This is a genomic window from Lysinibacillus sp. NPDC056220 (assembly GCF_049315265.1).
GTDB classification, from domain to species: domain Bacteria; phylum Bacillota; class Bacilli; order Bacillales_A; family Planococcaceae; genus Lysinibacillus; species Lysinibacillus pinottii.
Window position 1 is genome coordinate 122,467 of record NZ_JBMOXD010000004.1, and the last position, 16,045, is coordinate 138,511.

The 16,045-nt window shown below is 37.4% G+C and carries 16 protein-coding genes and 2 other annotated features; of the genes, 6 read left to right on the plus strand and 10 right to left on the minus strand.

What is annotated here, in order from left to right; translation table 11 throughout:
- Positions 1-22 precede the first annotated feature (22 nt).
- The gene (locus ACOZBY_RS15280; RefSeq protein WP_012295891.1) at positions 23-460 is read left to right on the plus strand and encodes an Rrf2 family transcriptional regulator; all 438 of its coding nucleotides are present in this window, start codon (positions 23-25) and stop codon (positions 458-460) included.
- 48 nt (positions 461-508) lie between these two features.
- On the opposite strand, the gene ACOZBY_RS15285 is transcribed toward ACOZBY_RS15280, so the two are convergent.
- The 4 genes from ACOZBY_RS15285 to ACOZBY_RS15300 all read right to left on the minus strand — a co-directional run bounded on the left by ACOZBY_RS15285 (position 509) and on the right by ACOZBY_RS15300 (position 3,008).
- Positions 509-1,489: a GNAT family N-acetyltransferase gene (locus tag ACOZBY_RS15285; protein WP_012295892.1), complete on the minus strand. Its 981-nt coding sequence runs from the start codon at positions 1,487-1,489 to the stop codon at positions 509-511.
- Between the two features lie 44 nt (positions 1,490-1,533).
- Positions 1,534-1,911, minus strand: coding sequence for a VOC family protein (locus tag ACOZBY_RS15290; protein ID WP_012295893.1), 378 nt, complete (start codon positions 1,909-1,911; stop codon positions 1,534-1,536).
- A gap of 277 nt (positions 1,912-2,188) precedes the next feature.
- The gene (locus ACOZBY_RS15295) at positions 2,189-2,368 is read right to left on the minus strand and encodes a hypothetical protein (protein ID WP_036164848.1); all 180 of its coding nucleotides are present in this window, start codon (positions 2,366-2,368) and stop codon (positions 2,189-2,191) included.
- A 145-nt stretch (positions 2,369-2,513) separates the two neighbouring features.
- A complete protein-coding gene (locus ACOZBY_RS15300; RefSeq protein WP_197224175.1) occupies positions 2,514-3,008 on the minus strand; it encodes a DUF1648 domain-containing protein in 495 nt (164 codons plus the stop codon).
- 311 nt (positions 3,009-3,319) lie between these two features.
- Here ACOZBY_RS15300 and ACOZBY_RS15305 point away from each other — a divergent pair, with 311 nt between their 5' ends.
- Positions 3,320-5,014: a methyl-accepting chemotaxis protein gene (locus ACOZBY_RS15305; protein ID WP_012295897.1), complete on the plus strand. Its 1,695-nt coding sequence runs from the start codon at positions 3,320-3,322 to the stop codon at positions 5,012-5,014.
- A 495-nt stretch (positions 5,015-5,509) separates the two neighbouring features.
- Positions 5,510-5,748, plus strand: a binding site (T-box leader).
- A 92-nt stretch (positions 5,749-5,840) separates the two neighbouring features.
- Positions 5,841-7,412 carry a 2-isopropylmalate synthase gene (locus ACOZBY_RS15310; protein ID WP_036162389.1) on the plus strand — a complete coding sequence of 524 codons (1,572 nt, stop codon included), beginning with the start codon at positions 5,841-5,843 and terminating at the stop codon, positions 7,410-7,412.
- Positions 7,413-7,459: 47 nt separating this feature from the next.
- Here ACOZBY_RS15310 and metG read toward each other — a convergent pair whose 3' ends face one another.
- The 4 genes from metG to rsgA all read right to left on the minus strand — a co-directional run bounded on the left by metG (position 7,460) and on the right by rsgA (position 11,700).
- Positions 7,460-9,094 (minus strand): methionine--tRNA ligase, encoded by a 1,635-nt coding sequence (metG, locus tag ACOZBY_RS15315; protein ID WP_422762531.1) that lies wholly within the window; start codon positions 9,092-9,094, stop codon positions 7,460-7,462.
- Between the two features lie 56 nt (positions 9,095-9,150).
- Positions 9,151-9,411 (minus strand) — a binding site (T-box leader).
- A gap of 110 nt (positions 9,412-9,521) precedes the next feature.
- The gene (locus ACOZBY_RS15320; RefSeq protein WP_012295901.1) at positions 9,522-10,169 is read right to left on the minus strand and encodes an HAD-IA family hydrolase; all 648 of its coding nucleotides are present in this window, start codon (positions 10,167-10,169) and stop codon (positions 9,522-9,524) included.
- 15 nt (positions 10,170-10,184) lie between these two features.
- Entirely contained in the window at positions 10,185-10,610 is a 426-nt protein-coding gene (gene fosM / locus ACOZBY_RS15325) for a FosM family fosfomycin resistance protein (protein ID WP_031416589.1), read from the minus strand.
- A gap of 10 nt (positions 10,611-10,620) precedes the next feature.
- Entirely contained in the window at positions 10,621-11,700 is a 1,080-nt protein-coding gene (gene rsgA / locus ACOZBY_RS15330) for a ribosome small subunit-dependent GTPase A (protein WP_171821127.1), read from the minus strand.
- 391 nt (positions 11,701-12,091) lie between these two features.
- Between rsgA and ACOZBY_RS15335 the strand changes: the two genes are divergently transcribed.
- Together ACOZBY_RS15335 and ACOZBY_RS15340 are read left to right on the plus strand one after the other, a co-directional pair.
- Positions 12,092-13,174, plus strand: coding sequence for a type III polyketide synthase (locus ACOZBY_RS15335; RefSeq protein WP_036164860.1), 1,083 nt, complete (start codon positions 12,092-12,094; stop codon positions 13,172-13,174).
- A 1-nt stretch (position 13,175) separates the two neighbouring features.
- Positions 13,176-13,718 (plus strand): isoprenylcysteine carboxyl methyltransferase family protein, encoded by a 543-nt coding sequence (locus tag ACOZBY_RS15340; RefSeq protein ID WP_012295905.1) that lies wholly within the window; start codon positions 13,176-13,178, stop codon positions 13,716-13,718.
- Positions 13,719-13,736: 18 nt separating this feature from the next.
- Here the strand turns inward: ACOZBY_RS15340 and ACOZBY_RS15345 are convergent, their stop codons facing one another.
- Entirely contained in the window at positions 13,737-14,924 is a 1,188-nt protein-coding gene (locus ACOZBY_RS15345) for a GTP-binding protein (RefSeq protein ID WP_012295906.1), read from the minus strand.
- Positions 14,925-15,099: 175 nt separating this feature from the next.
- Here ACOZBY_RS15345 and rpmG point away from each other — a divergent pair, with 175 nt between their 5' ends.
- The gene (rpmG, locus tag ACOZBY_RS15350; RefSeq protein ID WP_012295907.1) at positions 15,100-15,249 is read left to right on the plus strand and encodes a 50S ribosomal protein L33; all 150 of its coding nucleotides are present in this window, start codon (positions 15,100-15,102) and stop codon (positions 15,247-15,249) included.
- A gap of 76 nt (positions 15,250-15,325) precedes the next feature.
- Here the strand turns inward: rpmG and ACOZBY_RS15355 are convergent, their stop codons facing one another.
- Entirely contained in the window at positions 15,326-16,045 is a 720-nt protein-coding gene (locus tag ACOZBY_RS15355; RefSeq protein WP_012295908.1) for a hypothetical protein, read from the minus strand.

Here is a 16,045-nt window from a genome sequence, read left to right on the forward strand (position 1 = left end):
TTATAGAAAGTAGGGTGTTCTTATGCGCTTAACTTTATACACAGACTATTCTCTTCGTACGCTTATTTACTTAGGTGCTAAAGAAGATGGCCAATTATCAACTATTCAAGAGATTTCAGAGGCTTATAATATATCGAAAAACCATTTAATGAAAGTGACGCACCAGCTTGGATTGTTAGGCTATATAGAAACAATTCGCGGAAGAGGTGGCGGTATTCGCTTAGCCATCGATCCAAAATCCATCACCATTGGTGAAATTGTTCGTCATACAGAAGAGGATTTTCATTTAGTAGAATGTTTCGATAAAGAGAATAATCTATGTAAAATAGCTCCTGAATGTCAGTTAAAAGGTGTACTATACGAAGCTTTACAGGCTTACTTGACTGTACTGGATCGCTACACATTAGATGACTTTTTACATTCGAAGGAAAAATTAATGGCTCTCCTGCTAGGTAAATAAAAATACCCGCTCAACCTATGTTGGACGGGTATTTCTTTATGAAAATATTCACAATTGCTTAGTAAAGAAAATCATATCTAATGCACGAATGCCGTTTTCATATATGGGCTCTGGATAGTCACGAAAGAAATCCTTTTCAATAGACTCCATGCGAAAGCCTGCCTTCTGATAAAAGGCTATATTATCAATACTTGAATTTGCTGTTCCAACTAAAAGCGTTTCATAGCCTTCCTTCTCGCAAAATGTCGTGAGTTGTCTCAATACCTCTTTGCCAAGCCCTTTCCCTTGGAATTTTGGCACAATGGCAATATTCTTCAGCTCGATGGTTGTATTAGATTGAGGGATTAATAATGCTACTCCCGCAAGATTTTCTCCACACTTTACTTCAAATAAGGTACCCTCATCTAGGTATTTTTGGATAGCCTCTTCACTCTCATCTGCAAGTAAAAGTTGTGGTAAAAAGGCCTCTCGACTCCCATTTACTTTTTTTAGAGATGTTCGATATCGTACAAAATCCTCACGTTCAAAAACATTTAAAACACATGGTTGTTTCTCCTTAGCTTCTAACCATGAATGCTCTTCTGGATAATCTTCTTCCACCCCTAATCGAATAAAGCTCAGCTTTTCCTGTGCCTTTTGGGAACGGATATTCACCTTCCTAGCTCCCGCAAAAACGCGCTTTAATCCAAGCTCAAAAAAGGCGATATCTAAAATAGCTGTTTTAGCCTCAAGATTATAACCTTTCCCCCAAAATGGATGGCCGAGCCAAGAACCGATATGACAACTATTTTTTTGTTGGTCTATAAACATTAATGCCGTTACACCGATTAGCTGTCCCTCTTCATTTAAAACAACTCGAGGAACGGTCTTCCCTTCTTCTTCATCGATACATTCACGTTTGATAAAATGTATAGTATCTTCTACTTTACCAACAGGTAACCCAAGTGCATCTCGAACCTGTGGCATAGAAGACAACTCATGCATGGCCTCAGCATATTTGATATCATGTCTCACTAAAGTTACCGTCATCTTCTATTCCCCTTTTATTAACATTCTATTGTCGTACTCCATTCTCAACTATACGATAGCTGCCAGGAGACACCAAAGCGATCCTGAATCCACGCAAATCGCTTTGAAAATCCATAATGATCAAGTGGCATCAACGCTTGCCCACTCTCCACTATTTGGGCTACTAAATTCTTTATTTCTTCCTCAGATTCGCACTCTAGAAAGATAGAGGTCGATGGCGTAAACGAAAAATTATGTTGTATGACACTATCATTCACCATTAGTTTTAACCCCTTTAATTGTAGGGTGGCCATTGCTACCTGCTGAGAATTTTCCATATATTCTACATGCACAACTTCTAAATCTGTAAACCATCGCCGATATTGTTCAATAGCTTCATGTGCTTGCCCTTGAAACATTAAAAAAGTTGTCGCGCTTTTCATCTATTTTTTCGCTCCCTCATCATACATAATCCCTTACACATTGACTATTGGCTTATTTCTTCTTGCCTCTTCCTTTACCATCCATCTTAATACTTAAGACTGAAAAAGTTTCATCTAATGACATTAGGTTAGAAAACTTTAAATCACTACCATCAGCATACCTTTCCTCATCCACATGGATTGCTGAGGAAATTTCATCTCGATAAAAAAATTGTTCATATTTTTATTACCCTTTTTAGGATAAACAAAAAATAAATAGCCTTGCTCCATTAGACTATTATCTATTACCACTTTTTTGTAAATAAGTTACCATGGCATCTATGGAAAACGCAAAAGAAATAATACGGTCATACGGTGCCTCTCTAGAGTGAAAAACATCGTCTACTATCGAATGAGGTGGCTGGATATGAATGGAAATAGATAAATCATCCTTTAATTTAAATTTCTTTTGCATCATTTAAACACCTCTTCTCCCCCTCATTTTAAGCCGCTAAAGAAATGCTCATACATTTGCATCTTAGTTTTGATAGTATACTGAATAAATGACAGCTTGGAAACAAAAAATAAACGCTCGAAATATTCCAAGCGTTTACAGTTCAGCTTTATTTTATTTTGCGCGTACCTACTATGCCTTTAATAATCGGCATCATTATCCCAATTATGACAGTTGGCAAGAACCACCATCCTATGGAAGTAGTCTCTCCCAGAGCAATTCGTACCATTTGGAATGATAAGCATGCGAATAAAATAAGACAGAAATTTTTTACTTCGTTTAACATTTTTCTGCTGTTCAAATAAAATGCTGCTACATTCTGTTCATTCAAACGAGCCGGAAAGTTATGGATATGTGGAGCTTTCTCTAAAAGGCTCATTGTTATCCATAAAAACACACCTATAAACGGAAGAATAATGAGCTCTATTTTCGAACCCCATCGATCAACCTCACCTTTACCATCAAAATGAACAGGAATTTCTTCAGGCAATTTACCCCACATAACTGAAATATAAAGGATAGATAAGAGGAATATTATAACTCCAATATAATCACAAACCTTTTCAGACTTTGTTTTAGGTATTTTTAAAATAGGCCTATACATTACCTGCCACCTCAGTTCATCTTCATATGTAATTTACGTTTTGACTTCTCTATAAGTTTCAAAATTTATGAATATTGGCTTAATATTCAATATACACCATTAACTATCGCTTTATTTCTAGCATATTTTAGCAAAAAATCTTCTTTTTTTATTACTTCAATCACAAATTTCTGCCACCTTTAAACTATTTATTACAGTAGAAATACTCATAATACTTTGTAAAATTCATATTTTCTGATATAAATGATATATATACATATTTCATTAATTTGTAACATTTCTACTAAATACTGAGAAAGGAAATTTCATCTATGCGATTTACTATCTACAAGAAATTATTACTCGGTTTTTTTATAGTTATTTTAGTTCTAGTTGCTACTATCGGCTTAAATATAAAGCAGCTTGATTCTGTGAACAAAACTTATCGTACATTATTGGAGGAGCAAACAACTAAATCTATCGCTATTCAGGAATTACGCGTTATTGCCAAACAAGAGATTGTTAGTTTGCGTGGCTATTTACTGCTTGGAGATAAACAAAATCTCCAAAGCAATCAAGACTCTCGGACAGAATTTAAACAAAAATCTGAAGAGCTCATGGCATCTCTGACGACCGAAAAATCCATTAAATTTCTAGAAGCTATTAATAAAAGCGAGCAAAATGTTCAGCAGTTTGCCGATCGTATGTTTGAGTTAAAGGCTTCAGGTGAAACGGAAAAGTACGAAAAGCTCGATAGTACGCAAGGGCGGCTCATTATTAAACAATTTGACGAACGCGTTGAAAACCTTTCCAATTATCAACATGAATATATTGACGGAAAAATTGCTGCCACATCTCAACAAATTCAAGATATTAAGTTCCAAATGATACTTCTTGGGGTTCTTGCAGTTGTCATAAGTCTGATAATTGCAATGGTTGTTGGTAGTCTAATGTCTCGACCAATTAACGGTATGGCTAAGGCAGCTAAAAAAATAGCAGAAGGTGACTTAACGGCTGAACAGATTCGTATTAAAAATCGTGATGAAGTGGGTGACTTAGCCCAAGCATTTAATCAAATGGCCGTTAATTTGAAAGATTTAATTACAAATGTACGTCACAACACTGTACAAGTTAGTGGCTCTGCTGCAGAATTAACAGCAAGTGCTGACCAAACCATCCAAGCGACAGAGCAGATTACTTCTTCGATTCAAGAAGTGGCAAGTGGCTCTGAAGCTCAAGGTAAAAATGCTACAGAAAGCTCTGAAGCGATGAAAAATATGACAAAGGGCATACAGCAATTAGCATCTACTACGGCGGCGGTTTCGGAACTAGCAATGGAAACGAATTCAGAGGCTCAAAAGGGCAATAAATCATTACATCGAGTGATTTCACAAATGACTACTATTAATACTGCTGTATTAGAATCTGCAAGCGTAGTTAAGAATTTAGACGGTCATTCTATAGAAATCGGTAACATTATTGGCATTATTACAGATATTGCAGAGCAAACAAATTTATTAGCACTCAATGCCGCTATTGAGGCAGCTCGTGCGGGTGATCACGGGAGAGGCTTTGCCGTCGTGGCAGACGAGGTGAAAAAGTTAGCAGAGCAATCCAAAAAATCTGCAGAGCAAATTGCTACGTTAATAGCAGAAATCCAACAAGATACAAACCGTGCTGTAAAGGTGATGGATACAGGGACACAAGAGGTTCAAATCGGTATGCAGGTGGTACAGGTAGCTGAAGAAGGCTTCTCTAAAATTGTAGAGTTAATTGAACAAGTGTCCATGCAAATTCAAGATGCTACTACAGTTTCAGAAGAAATGTCATCCAGTGCGGAACAAATTTATGCATCCTTCGATGAAATAGCAACAATCGCTCAAATGTCTTCTAGTAATTTACAAAATGTCGCTTCTGCCTCTGAGGAGCAGTTAGCAACTATCGAGGAAGTCGCTGCTTCCGCAGCAACACTTTCAAATATGGCTGAGGAGCTTCAAACAGAAGTCTCTCGCTTTAAAATAGAATAAATGAAAACTGCTCGAATTCCTTCTAGGAAACGAGCAGTTTTTTTCTATATATGTATAGGTTTTCACTCACTTATATTTTTCATATAATGGCTGCTTCCTCACTAGCAACTTGTAAAGTAGCTCTCTTACCAACCTGACGCTTCCCTAAACAAACACAAATAGATTTACGTATTGCTCTAAAGGAGGCAAAAAAATAACTGCATGCACACTTTGTCTACATGTCTATACGCATTGATAACCCCCCATTCAAGGACTTCCTTTAAAGCAAATTGTACCTTCTAAATCAAAGACAAATTTTTTGTTTTCTTCTACCTTTCTAACGTTCATTCACAACTTTTATTTTCTAACAGACATTGCTTTTTTGTAGCCATTTATTTACTTCACAACTATCAAATTTTTATCAAAATGAGCACTACTTTAGACAGAATTAAAAAAATTTTTAGAAAATTATTGACAGGTTATTAATATCCAAGTAATATTGCTTTCAACAACACATTGCAGGCCAAGATTGGAAATAGTAAAAATGGTGATGTACTTGTAGAGAGCCGATGGTTGGTGTAAATCGGTAGACACACATTTTGAACTCGTCCATGAGCTACTCCCTGAACAGTCTAGTAAGGGATGTCGGTTTCCCCCGTTAACAGGATAGACAGTGATAGCTGTCGATAAGGGGACTTTTTCTGTACAGAGAAGGTCAATTAGAGTGGTACCGCGAGCAAAAACTCGTCTCTATTTTTAAATAGAGATGAGTTTTTTTATTTTTTAGTGAATCATTGGCCTACGTGTAGCTTTTAGATACTGATAACTACAAGAGGAGTGTTAAAGAATGGGCAGAAAAATTTGGGTATTTGATACAACATTACGTGATGGTGAACAGGTGCCAGGAGCTAAGCTAAATTTATATGAAAAAGTAGAAATAGCACAGCAACTGAAAAAATTAGGTGTCGATATTATCGAAGCTGGATTCCCCGCTTCATCACAGGGAGATTTTGATGCTGTCAAAGCTGTAGCTGAGAAGGTCGGTACTACTGGCGATATTATGATTACAGCATTAGCACGTGCAGTAAAGGCAGATATTGATGCCGTCTACCATGCTGTGAAATACGCTGAAAACCCTATGATTCACATGGTTCTTGGGACATCCGATATACATGTGGAGAAAAAATTTAGTAAATCAAAAGATCAAATTCTGCAAATTGGAGTAGATGCTGTAAAGTATGCCAAAACTCTTTTGCCTCAAGTTCAATATTCCACAGAGGATGCATCTCGTTCAGACTTTGAATATCTTTGGAAAACAATTGAAGCTGTTATGAGGGCTGGTGCAACTATGATTAACGTACCTGATACAGTCGGATTTGCAGAACCAGAAGAATTTGGTGAGATGATTTTTAAATTAAACAACCGTATGAAAAATTTAGACGACAGTGTCCTTCTTAGCGTTCATTGCCACAATGACCTTGGAATGGCAACTGCAAATACGCTTGCTGCCATAAAAAATGGTGCCGACAAAGTCGAATGTACAATTAATGGTATCGGTGAACGCGCAGGTAATGCGGCATTAGAAGAAGTCGTTATGGCACTAAAAACGCGTAGCACTATCTATAATGCTGATACTCGTATTAACACTAAAGAAATTATTAATACCTCTCGTCTTGTTTCTAGTTTTATGGGCTTAGATGTTCAAGTCAATAAAGCTATTACGGGAGATAATGCATTCGCCCATTCATCGGGTATCCATCAGGACGGATTACTAAAATCTCGTGATGCTTATGAAATTGTGCACCCTGAAGACGTTGGTCTTGATGATATGGAGCTAGTACTGACAGCACGTTCTGGCCGACATGCTGTGAAAAATGCTCTTGAAAAGTTAGGGTTTTCAAATCTTTCTACAGATGAATTCGAGGGAATCTTTGAAGGTTTCCTAAAGCTAGCGGATGCCAAAAAGGAAGTATACGATCACGATTTATACGTTATTGTTGAAAGCTATTATGAAAAACATGATGCTTCTCACAAGAATGCAACTCACTATAGTGACCAATTCTTTGATATTGAAGATTTACAAGTCGTCAGCAATACAAGTTTCCCTTCAGCGAGCGTTAAAGTACGGAAAGGTAACGAAGTATTGAAGGCTAGCGCAGTTGGCTCAGGTCCAATTGATGCTCTCTATTCTGCCATTGCAGAAATTACAAGCATGGATGTAAAACTAGTGGAATATAATATCAATAGTGTTTCGCGCGGCAAAGAGGCGCTAGGAAAAGTAAAAATCACGATCGAGCATGAGGGTGAAAAGTATATGGCAAAAGCTGCAGATACTGACATTTTAAAAGCTAGTGCCCTAGCCTATATGAATGCCATCAATAGCATTGTCGTGGCCAAATTAACACCTGTTATGAATTAAACAAGAAAAGCAGTATGGCCTCATTCAGCCATACTGCTTTTTCAAGTCTAGCGACTATCCCTTACTAAGTTTTGATATTCTTCTTCTATTAGTTCAATGTCCAGCCGTTCAAACAAAGGTGTTATGTCTTCAATGGTTTTAGGTAACTCTACTTGCTCATGCCACATTATTTCATCTATTCCTAACATATCTCTTACCTTCGCTGCTGAAAACGGTAGAAATGGTTGTAGTAATTGTCCGAGATTGGCAATGATATAGACACAGGTAGCTAGTGTACAATTGCCCGCCTCCACATTTTCTTTTACTTGTAACCATGGCTGTTGTTCATCGAAGTAACGATTAGCTCCACGAATATACTCAAAAATGGTCTCTAACGCTTGCTTGAAACGGCCACCCTCAATAAGAATACCCACTTCATTAAATAGCTGAATAGTTTGTTTACGAATAGTACTATCCACTTCAGCCTGTGGCACTTGACTAGCAAAGGATTTCTCTATAAATTTCAATGTTCGGTTCACAAAATTACCATAGGCACCAAGTAATTCACCGTTATGACTGTAAATAAATTCTCGCCATGAAAAATCAGTATCGCGATTTTCTGGTGCATTAGTCGTTAAGAAATAGCGAATAGAGTCAGCATCATAACGACTTAAAATATAAGGAACCCATACGGCCCAGTTTTGACTCGTCGATAATTTGCGTTTTTCTAATGTTAAATATTCATTAGATACGATATGTGTCGGTAAAGCTTGCACACCTAGTCCCATCAAAATAGCTGGCCAAATAACTGTGTGGAATGGAATATTATCCTTACCATGGACATAATACGAAATCGTTTCTTCATTCCATAAGTCTTCAATCGCCATATGATGTTGCTTTGCCCATTCTAGGCTAGCAGTTAAATACCCCGCCACTGCTTCAATCCACACATATATTTTCTTACCATCAAAGCCAGGAACCGGAACATCTATTCCATTTGGTAAATCTCTCGTTACTGCTCGGTCAGGAACGCCCTCTGCTAAGTAGCGCTCTGTCAATCCTAATGCATTATCCCTCCAACGTTTCTCTGCCTTTGCCTCGGATAAGAAGGACTCTAATTTCCCTTGAAATTGACTAAAGGTAAAATAAAAATGTTCTGTCTCTCGAATTACTGGCTCATTCCCACATATTTTACAGCTCTTATCGATTAAATCTAGTGGGTCTAAAATTTCCGAGCAGTTATCACATTGATCTCCTCTCGCCTTTGCACCACAATTTGGGCATATACCCTCTACAAATCGATCTGGCAAAAATTGCTGATCTGTCTCACAGTAAGCCTGTTCAATTTTCTTTTTATATAAAAAGTGGTTGGCAAGTAGCTGTAAAAATAAGCCCTTAACGGATTCATGATGGTGCTCTGCATCCGTTCTTGTGTATAAATCATAAGTAAATCCTAGCTTATTAAAACATTTTTTAAATTCTTCATGATAATGATTAGCAATCGCCTCGGTTGTTGTGTTTTCCTGAGCTGCACGAATAGAAATTGGTGTACCATTACAGTCACTACCCGATACGTATAATACTTGTTCACCTTTTTGACGGTAATATCTGGCCAAAATATCACCTGGTAATAATGCGGCTACATGTCCTAAATGCAAAGAGCCATTTGCATACGGCCAAGCGCCTCCAATAACGATAGTCATTCTAAATTGCTCCCCTCTCATTAAAAATGGTAAAAAAAATCGCCCTAATCAAATCTGATTAGGACGAGTCTACCCGTGTTACCACCTATATTTACAAATAGCTCACACTATTTGCCTTATTCAGTACGTCTTTTTTTAAAGTAAGAGATACTGCCGCTGTTGTAACGAGTGCCCATCTCGTCGTAATCTACTTGCTATAAGCTTTCGGTACGAAGCTCAAAGGTCATTTTCAAAAGGATTCATTTACCTCATTTCCACCAACAGAGGCTCTCTACAAAATGCTATTCCTATCTACTTTTCCTTTTCAATGCTTTATCTATAGGATTGGCACTATTCTACGCTTTATTACGATGAAATGCAATAATTGTCGTTAAGTCGCTTCCATTTTTTCGAATAGGCTCACCTAATGTTAATGGGTTTATCATAATTAGCCTAACTCTATGTTTAGTAACTCCGTTAAATCATCTATCACAATATGTGCCTGTTGCAATTCATGGTCCTGAGCAAAGTCAAAGCGAGCACCTATTGAAAGTAGCGCGTTATCGCGGGCAGCTTGAATATCGGAAGAACGATCACCAACTACCGCCCCGTCCTGAATTCCATTGTCTTGCATTACTTTTTTCACTAAGTCTGATTTATGACCGCTAGCAATGGATTGAATGCTGTAAGTCCCCTTTATAAATCGCTCTAATTGATAGGTTTCTACAATTGCCTGTAAATAGTCAACCTGTCCATTACTCGCTATGTATAACGGATAGCTTTTTGACAATGTGGCAAGAGTTTGCTCAGCATGTGGATAAAGCGCACCTTTACGACTACGGATTTGCTCCGTCAACTTTACATGAAAGAGCACATTGCTCTCCTCACGTATGTCTACTGAATGCATTGGACATAAGGTCTCCCATACTACCGGTAGAGGAACACCCATAATTTCACGGTATTTTTCAATGGGTGTTTCTCCCTGCCATAAGCCCTTTGTACGCAACACATCAAATGTGGCATCTAGCGCAGGTTCTAAAATAAGATTTGTTTGAAATAAAGTGCCATCCATATCAAAAATAAAAGCTTTCGTCATAAAATCACTCCTTGCTTAATGATTAAAAAACTCCATATGTAACTTCTCCTTCTTATAATAATCCAAACGATCTTGTAAAGTCCCCGTATGAAATTCAAACTTATGTCCATCAGGATCGGTAAAATAAATTGATTTTTTATCTCTTTCATCTCTTTGTCGGCCATCTAAAATAAGAACCTTCAATTGTACTAATTTATCATACATTTTATCGAACTCATCCTCAGAGATCGTGAAAGCGATATGTGTATAGGAATATTGAATGTCATTGCGCGGTATATCTTTTTCAACATTGAGGGCAAGCCACAGCCCATTTACATCAAAATAGGCTGTGCTGTTTCCCTTTACAAGTAACTTAGCACCGAAAACATTTTCATAAAATGCAATGGATTTCTCTAGATCAGACACTGAAAAGAGTAGATGATTTATGCTTTGTACTGTCATATGTGTGCTCCTATTTGTTTTTTCCCTTTTTAACACCTTTAGATATTTGCTTCCACTTACGTTGCTCCTCGAGCTTTGCCTGGACATTTGTTTTACGTTCCATGTAAGCTAATTCTCTTTGTAGCTTAAAATAGCTTTGCAAACGATTTTGATCAAGTTCACCATCAGCAATAGCTTTTCGCACTGCACAATGCGGCTCTTTTTGATGGGTACAATCACGATAACGGCAAGCTTTTGCTAATTCCTCAACATCTTGAAAGCTGGATGATAAACTATCACCTTGATTCCATAACTGTAGCTCACGCATTCCGGGCGTATCAATTAAACAGCCACCTGAGGGTAATATCACTAGCTCTCTATGGGTCGTTGTATGACGTCCTTTTGCATCGTCTTCACGAATGTCTGATACCTTCATCAGCATTTCGCCACACAGAGCATTCGTCAATGTAGATTTTCCTGCACCGGAGGAGCCCAGCAATGCTCCAGTGACCCCTTCAGTAAATAAGGCCTGAATTTCCGTTAAGCCTTCTCCAGAAATAGCACTCGTTACGAAAATATCTACACCCAATGCTACTGACTCAACTTCTTTTACTAAGCTTGATTCATCCTCGCATAAATCTGCCTTTGTAAGAACAATAATGGGCTTTGCACCTGAATCCCAGGCAGCTACTAAATATCGTTCCAAACGGCGAATATTAAAATCAGCATTCAAGCTCATGACTAATAACACAATATCCACATTCGATGCAACAATCTGTTCCTGTATCTCTAGACCAGCAACTTTTCGCGAAAAGACAGATTTTCGTTTGAATAACTGATGAATAATTGCTCGTTCCTCACCAGGCATTTTCTCTACCAGCACCCAATCGCCCACTGCCGGATAGTCTTCACGAGCTAAAGATGTATAGGCATAATGACCAGCGATTGTTGCAAGCCATTCCCCTTCTTGAGCTAACACTCGATAGGAATGCTTATGCTCTAAAGTGACCCTCGCAGGCACACAATTTTTAAACTTAGATTGTTTTTTCATTTCTAATATTTGCTCTTCAAAATATTTTGTAAAACCTAATGTTGTTAAATTCAAATTAATTTCCTCCTAAATATGCGTTTCTATGAGGCTTCTGTGCAGACTTCCACAAGAAGCAATTATCTTGATTCAGCAAATTTGAACCACGATAAAAAAACCTTGTACCTGCATAATTCGGCAGTTACAAGGTTTCACACGCACGTTTAAAGGATATACAAGTACATCGAGCTATGCACGACGTCTCTTTGTATATATTAGGCGTGTGAAATGAAACAAACCGAATTGCAGTTCGCTAAAAATAGATTTATTCATCATGTCACATCACCTACTTTCCATTTAGTTATTACCAATATATACAAAATTTTAGGAATTGTCAAATACAATATTATAAGCATGTATCTACTTCCTCAACGCATAGAATGTACAAGACCAATAAATGCGAGGAGATGTTGAATTGCCTAAAATCATTTCTATTAGCACACATCAACCACCTTACACATTACAGCAATCAAATGCAGAGGAACTAACAAAAGAGCTTTTCTATGAAAAAATCCCAAAATTAGAACGCTATCTAAAGGTTTTCGAAAATGGTGGAATTGAAACACGTCATTTTTGTGTACCACCTGAGTGGCATCGTACAAATCACTCATTTGAGGAGCGAAATAATTTATATATTGAACTAGCTACACAATACAGCGTAAGCGTCATTCAGGCATGCTTACAAAATGAAGCCTTCTTACATTCACCCATTTCTCCTGAAGAAATCGATGCCATCATATTTGTTAGTAGTACGGGAATTTCAACACCTAGCATTGATGCTCGTATTATGAACAAGCTTACTTTTTCCGATCGATTAAGACGTATTCCATTATGGGGCTTAGGCTGTGCGGGAGGAGCAGCGGGTGTTAGCAGAGCCTTTGATTTTTGTAAAGCACACCCAAATGCAAAGGTGCTTGTTGTTTGTGTTGAATTATGTAGCCTCACATTTCAGCCAAACGATTTTTCTAAAAGTAATTTAATTGGGGCTTCGCTTTTTGCTGACGGTGCTGCCTGTATGCTCGTGTGTGGCGATGAAATCATGATTGATACAAAAAAACCATCACCAGTTATTCTAGCGACAGGCTCTAAATGGATGCCTAATTCAGAAAATGTAATGGGATGGGACATTAAAAATAATGGGCTTCATGTCATTTTTCAAAAAAGCATTCCGGCTATTATTACTAGTTGGCTTGGACCATATATTGAACAGTTTTTACTGGAACAAGGAATTTACAGTGAACAGCTTACTCATTTCATTGCACATCCTGGAGGAAAAAAAGTATTAAAAGCCTATGAAGACACGCTTTATCTTTCTTCTCAAAAAACCGACATTTCTCGGGAAATATTACGACAACATGGTAATATGTCTTCGCCAACCGTGTTATACGTGTTAAAACAATTTATGTTACATGAAGGACAAGTGGGGGATACAGGTTTACTCGTCGCTCTTGGCCCTGGTTTTTGTGCAGAAGCTGTATTATTAAACTGGAGGGAGTAGCATGATCTTCTATTTAATTGTGACGCTTGTCATTCTACAAAGATTGACAGAGGTTTTCATTGCTAAACGAAACGAGAAATGGATGTTTTCTCAGGGAGCTTATGAGGTAGGTAACTCTCACTACTCTTATATGGTCACTATGCATATTAGTTTCTTCTTGTTTCTAATTGTTGAAGTAGTAACAAATAACAATGGTATTTCGCCCTTATTCCCATTACTTTTTATTTTGTTTGTAGCCGTTCAGGCATTGCGTATATGGTGTATCCGTTCTTTGGGAACATTTTGGAATACAAAGATTCTCATTCTACCTCACGCACAAGTTGTGCGTAAAGGTCCCTACGAATTTATGCGCCACCCTAATTATGCCGTCGTTTGCTTGGAAATTCTCCTTCTACCTCTTATGTTCCAGGCATATTTTACAGCGTTTTGCTTTACACTATTAAACATTACAATGCTATCTGTACGAATCCCAATAGAAGAAAAGGCTTTACGAGATGCCACTAATTATAATCGAGTGTTTGAAAAGAAGATTTCGGAGTCGTAGCCGAAATCTTCTTTTTTATTAATGCCATTCCCAGTTAAACGGATCTTGTAGTTGTTCCCACGGGTTACGAAACTCTTCATCTGTTAATAAACAGCTGTCCAACTGTTTGAAAATACGTTCTTTATCTAAGTCAATACCAATAATAACAAGTTGGGTCATGCGATCTCCAAACTCGCTATCCCAGTCTTCCAACACCTCTGGACTTTGTTGGAAAACATCTTCCTGCTGAGCTTTTGGTAGTGCAGCTACCCAATAAGAAACAGGTTCAATTTTTGCAGATGAACCTGCCTGTGATAGCAATAACGCAACATCTTGATGTTTAGCACTCCAAACAATCCCCTTTGCCCGCACAATTGATTGGGGCATGTGGTCACACCACTCGACAAAGCGCATCGGATGGAATGGCTTTCTACTTGTATAGGTAAATGAAGATATCCCGTACTCCTCCGTCTCCGGCATATGGTTTTCATGCCCCAACTCTAATTCTTTTAACCAGCCAGCTGATTCTGATACACGCTCGAAGTCAAAACGGCCTGTATTCAAAATGTCAGTAGAATCAATTTCACCATTAACCGTTCGGATTATTTTTGCCTCGGGCTGTAGTGCGCGCAATATACCCTCCAACCGTTCTAACTCTTCTATTGAAACTAAGTCACACTTATTTAATACAAGGACATCACAAAATTCTATTTGATCAATAAGAAGGTCTGCAACATCCCGTCCATCTAATTCACCAATTGCTTCCTTACGCTCTAATAAACTCTCTCCTGATTGAAAATCATGCCAAAAGCGATGCGCATCTACGACCGTTACCATCGTATCCAATTGACAAAATCTCGTTAAATCTATGCCGAGCTCTTCATCTAAATAGCTAAATGTTTGTGCAACTGGAATCGGCTCACTAATACCTGTCGATTCAATCAATATATAATCAATATTGCCAAGCTTCGCAAGACGTTCCACCTCCTGTAATAAATCTTCTCTCAATGTACAACAAATACAGCCGTTGGATAACTCCACAAATTTCTCTTCTGTTCGTGAGATACCGCTGCCATTTGCAATAAGCTCAGCATCAATATTAATTTCACTCATATCATTCACAATAACAGCAACACGTAAATCCTTTTCGTTTTGCAATACATGATTCATCATTGTGGTCTTACCAGAACCTAAGTATCCACTTAATACAGTCACAGGTATTTTCATTGTTATCTCTCCAACTCCTTAAATCGTAATCATTACTATTTACAATTTGTAATTAAAACATATAATTTTATAAAATGCAAAGCTTTTTATTATATACGAAATTAAACTTGACAATTTACAACCTAAAATATATTGTTTAAATCGTAATGATTACTATTTAAAAGGAGGCATAATTATGCGCGTACAAATAACTCTAGCCTGCACAGAAACTGGTGATAAAAACTATATCACGACGAAAAATAAACGTAATAATCCAGAGAGATTGGAGCTTAAAAAGTATTCCCCTCGCTTAAAACGAACTACTTTACATCGTGAAACAAAGTAATTTAGCAGTAGTTAATTAATTGGGGACTGTTTCAAAAGGGGTATGCTTACCCCCTAGAAACAGTGTTTTATCCCATCTATTCTCTATTTATTTCGAATGCAAGCTCGTTCAATTTTTGATCGAGTTCATCAAGCATTCGTAATCTATAATCGATCTGCTCGTCTAGATTAATAGATCCATTCATTTTTACTCTACTGTCATCAGTTTGATTTTTATAGCCTTTTATCTCATTCGTTAGTTTTTCGATTTCTTGATTTTTCGTCTCTAATTCTTTGACTAATTGTTGATATAGGCTGTCCGTCTCTACTTTGTCTCTATAGGATTGTTCTATTGTCTCTACGATACGTTCCATTTGTCCACCTGTAACGATGGTAAAGTCATGTAATCTTTTATCAAACCCTTCAATCATTGACCTATAGTTTTTATCTTCATTAGATACGTTAACGCTGTCCTTTAATAACTTATTTTCTGCTCGCAACTCATTTAGCTCTTTTAATAAGGACTCTATCGAAGTAATTTGTTTTTTCCTTTGTAACTCTCGTTTTTGTATCTCTTCATCATATGCTTCCAATTCCTTATCAAAATCTCGCTTCAACTTTAATAGCTCCATCGAGAGATCTTTTCTGAGTCTTGTTAATTGTATATTTTCCCGTTCAAGCCGTAGCACTAATGCATAATAATCACTATCCCTTAGCCTTTTCACTTCATTTTTATATTTGGCTAATTCGGCCCTTAAAAAAATTATCATTTGTTGGAGCTGTAGAGGATCATTGTTTTTGACAATATCGTTGTCCAT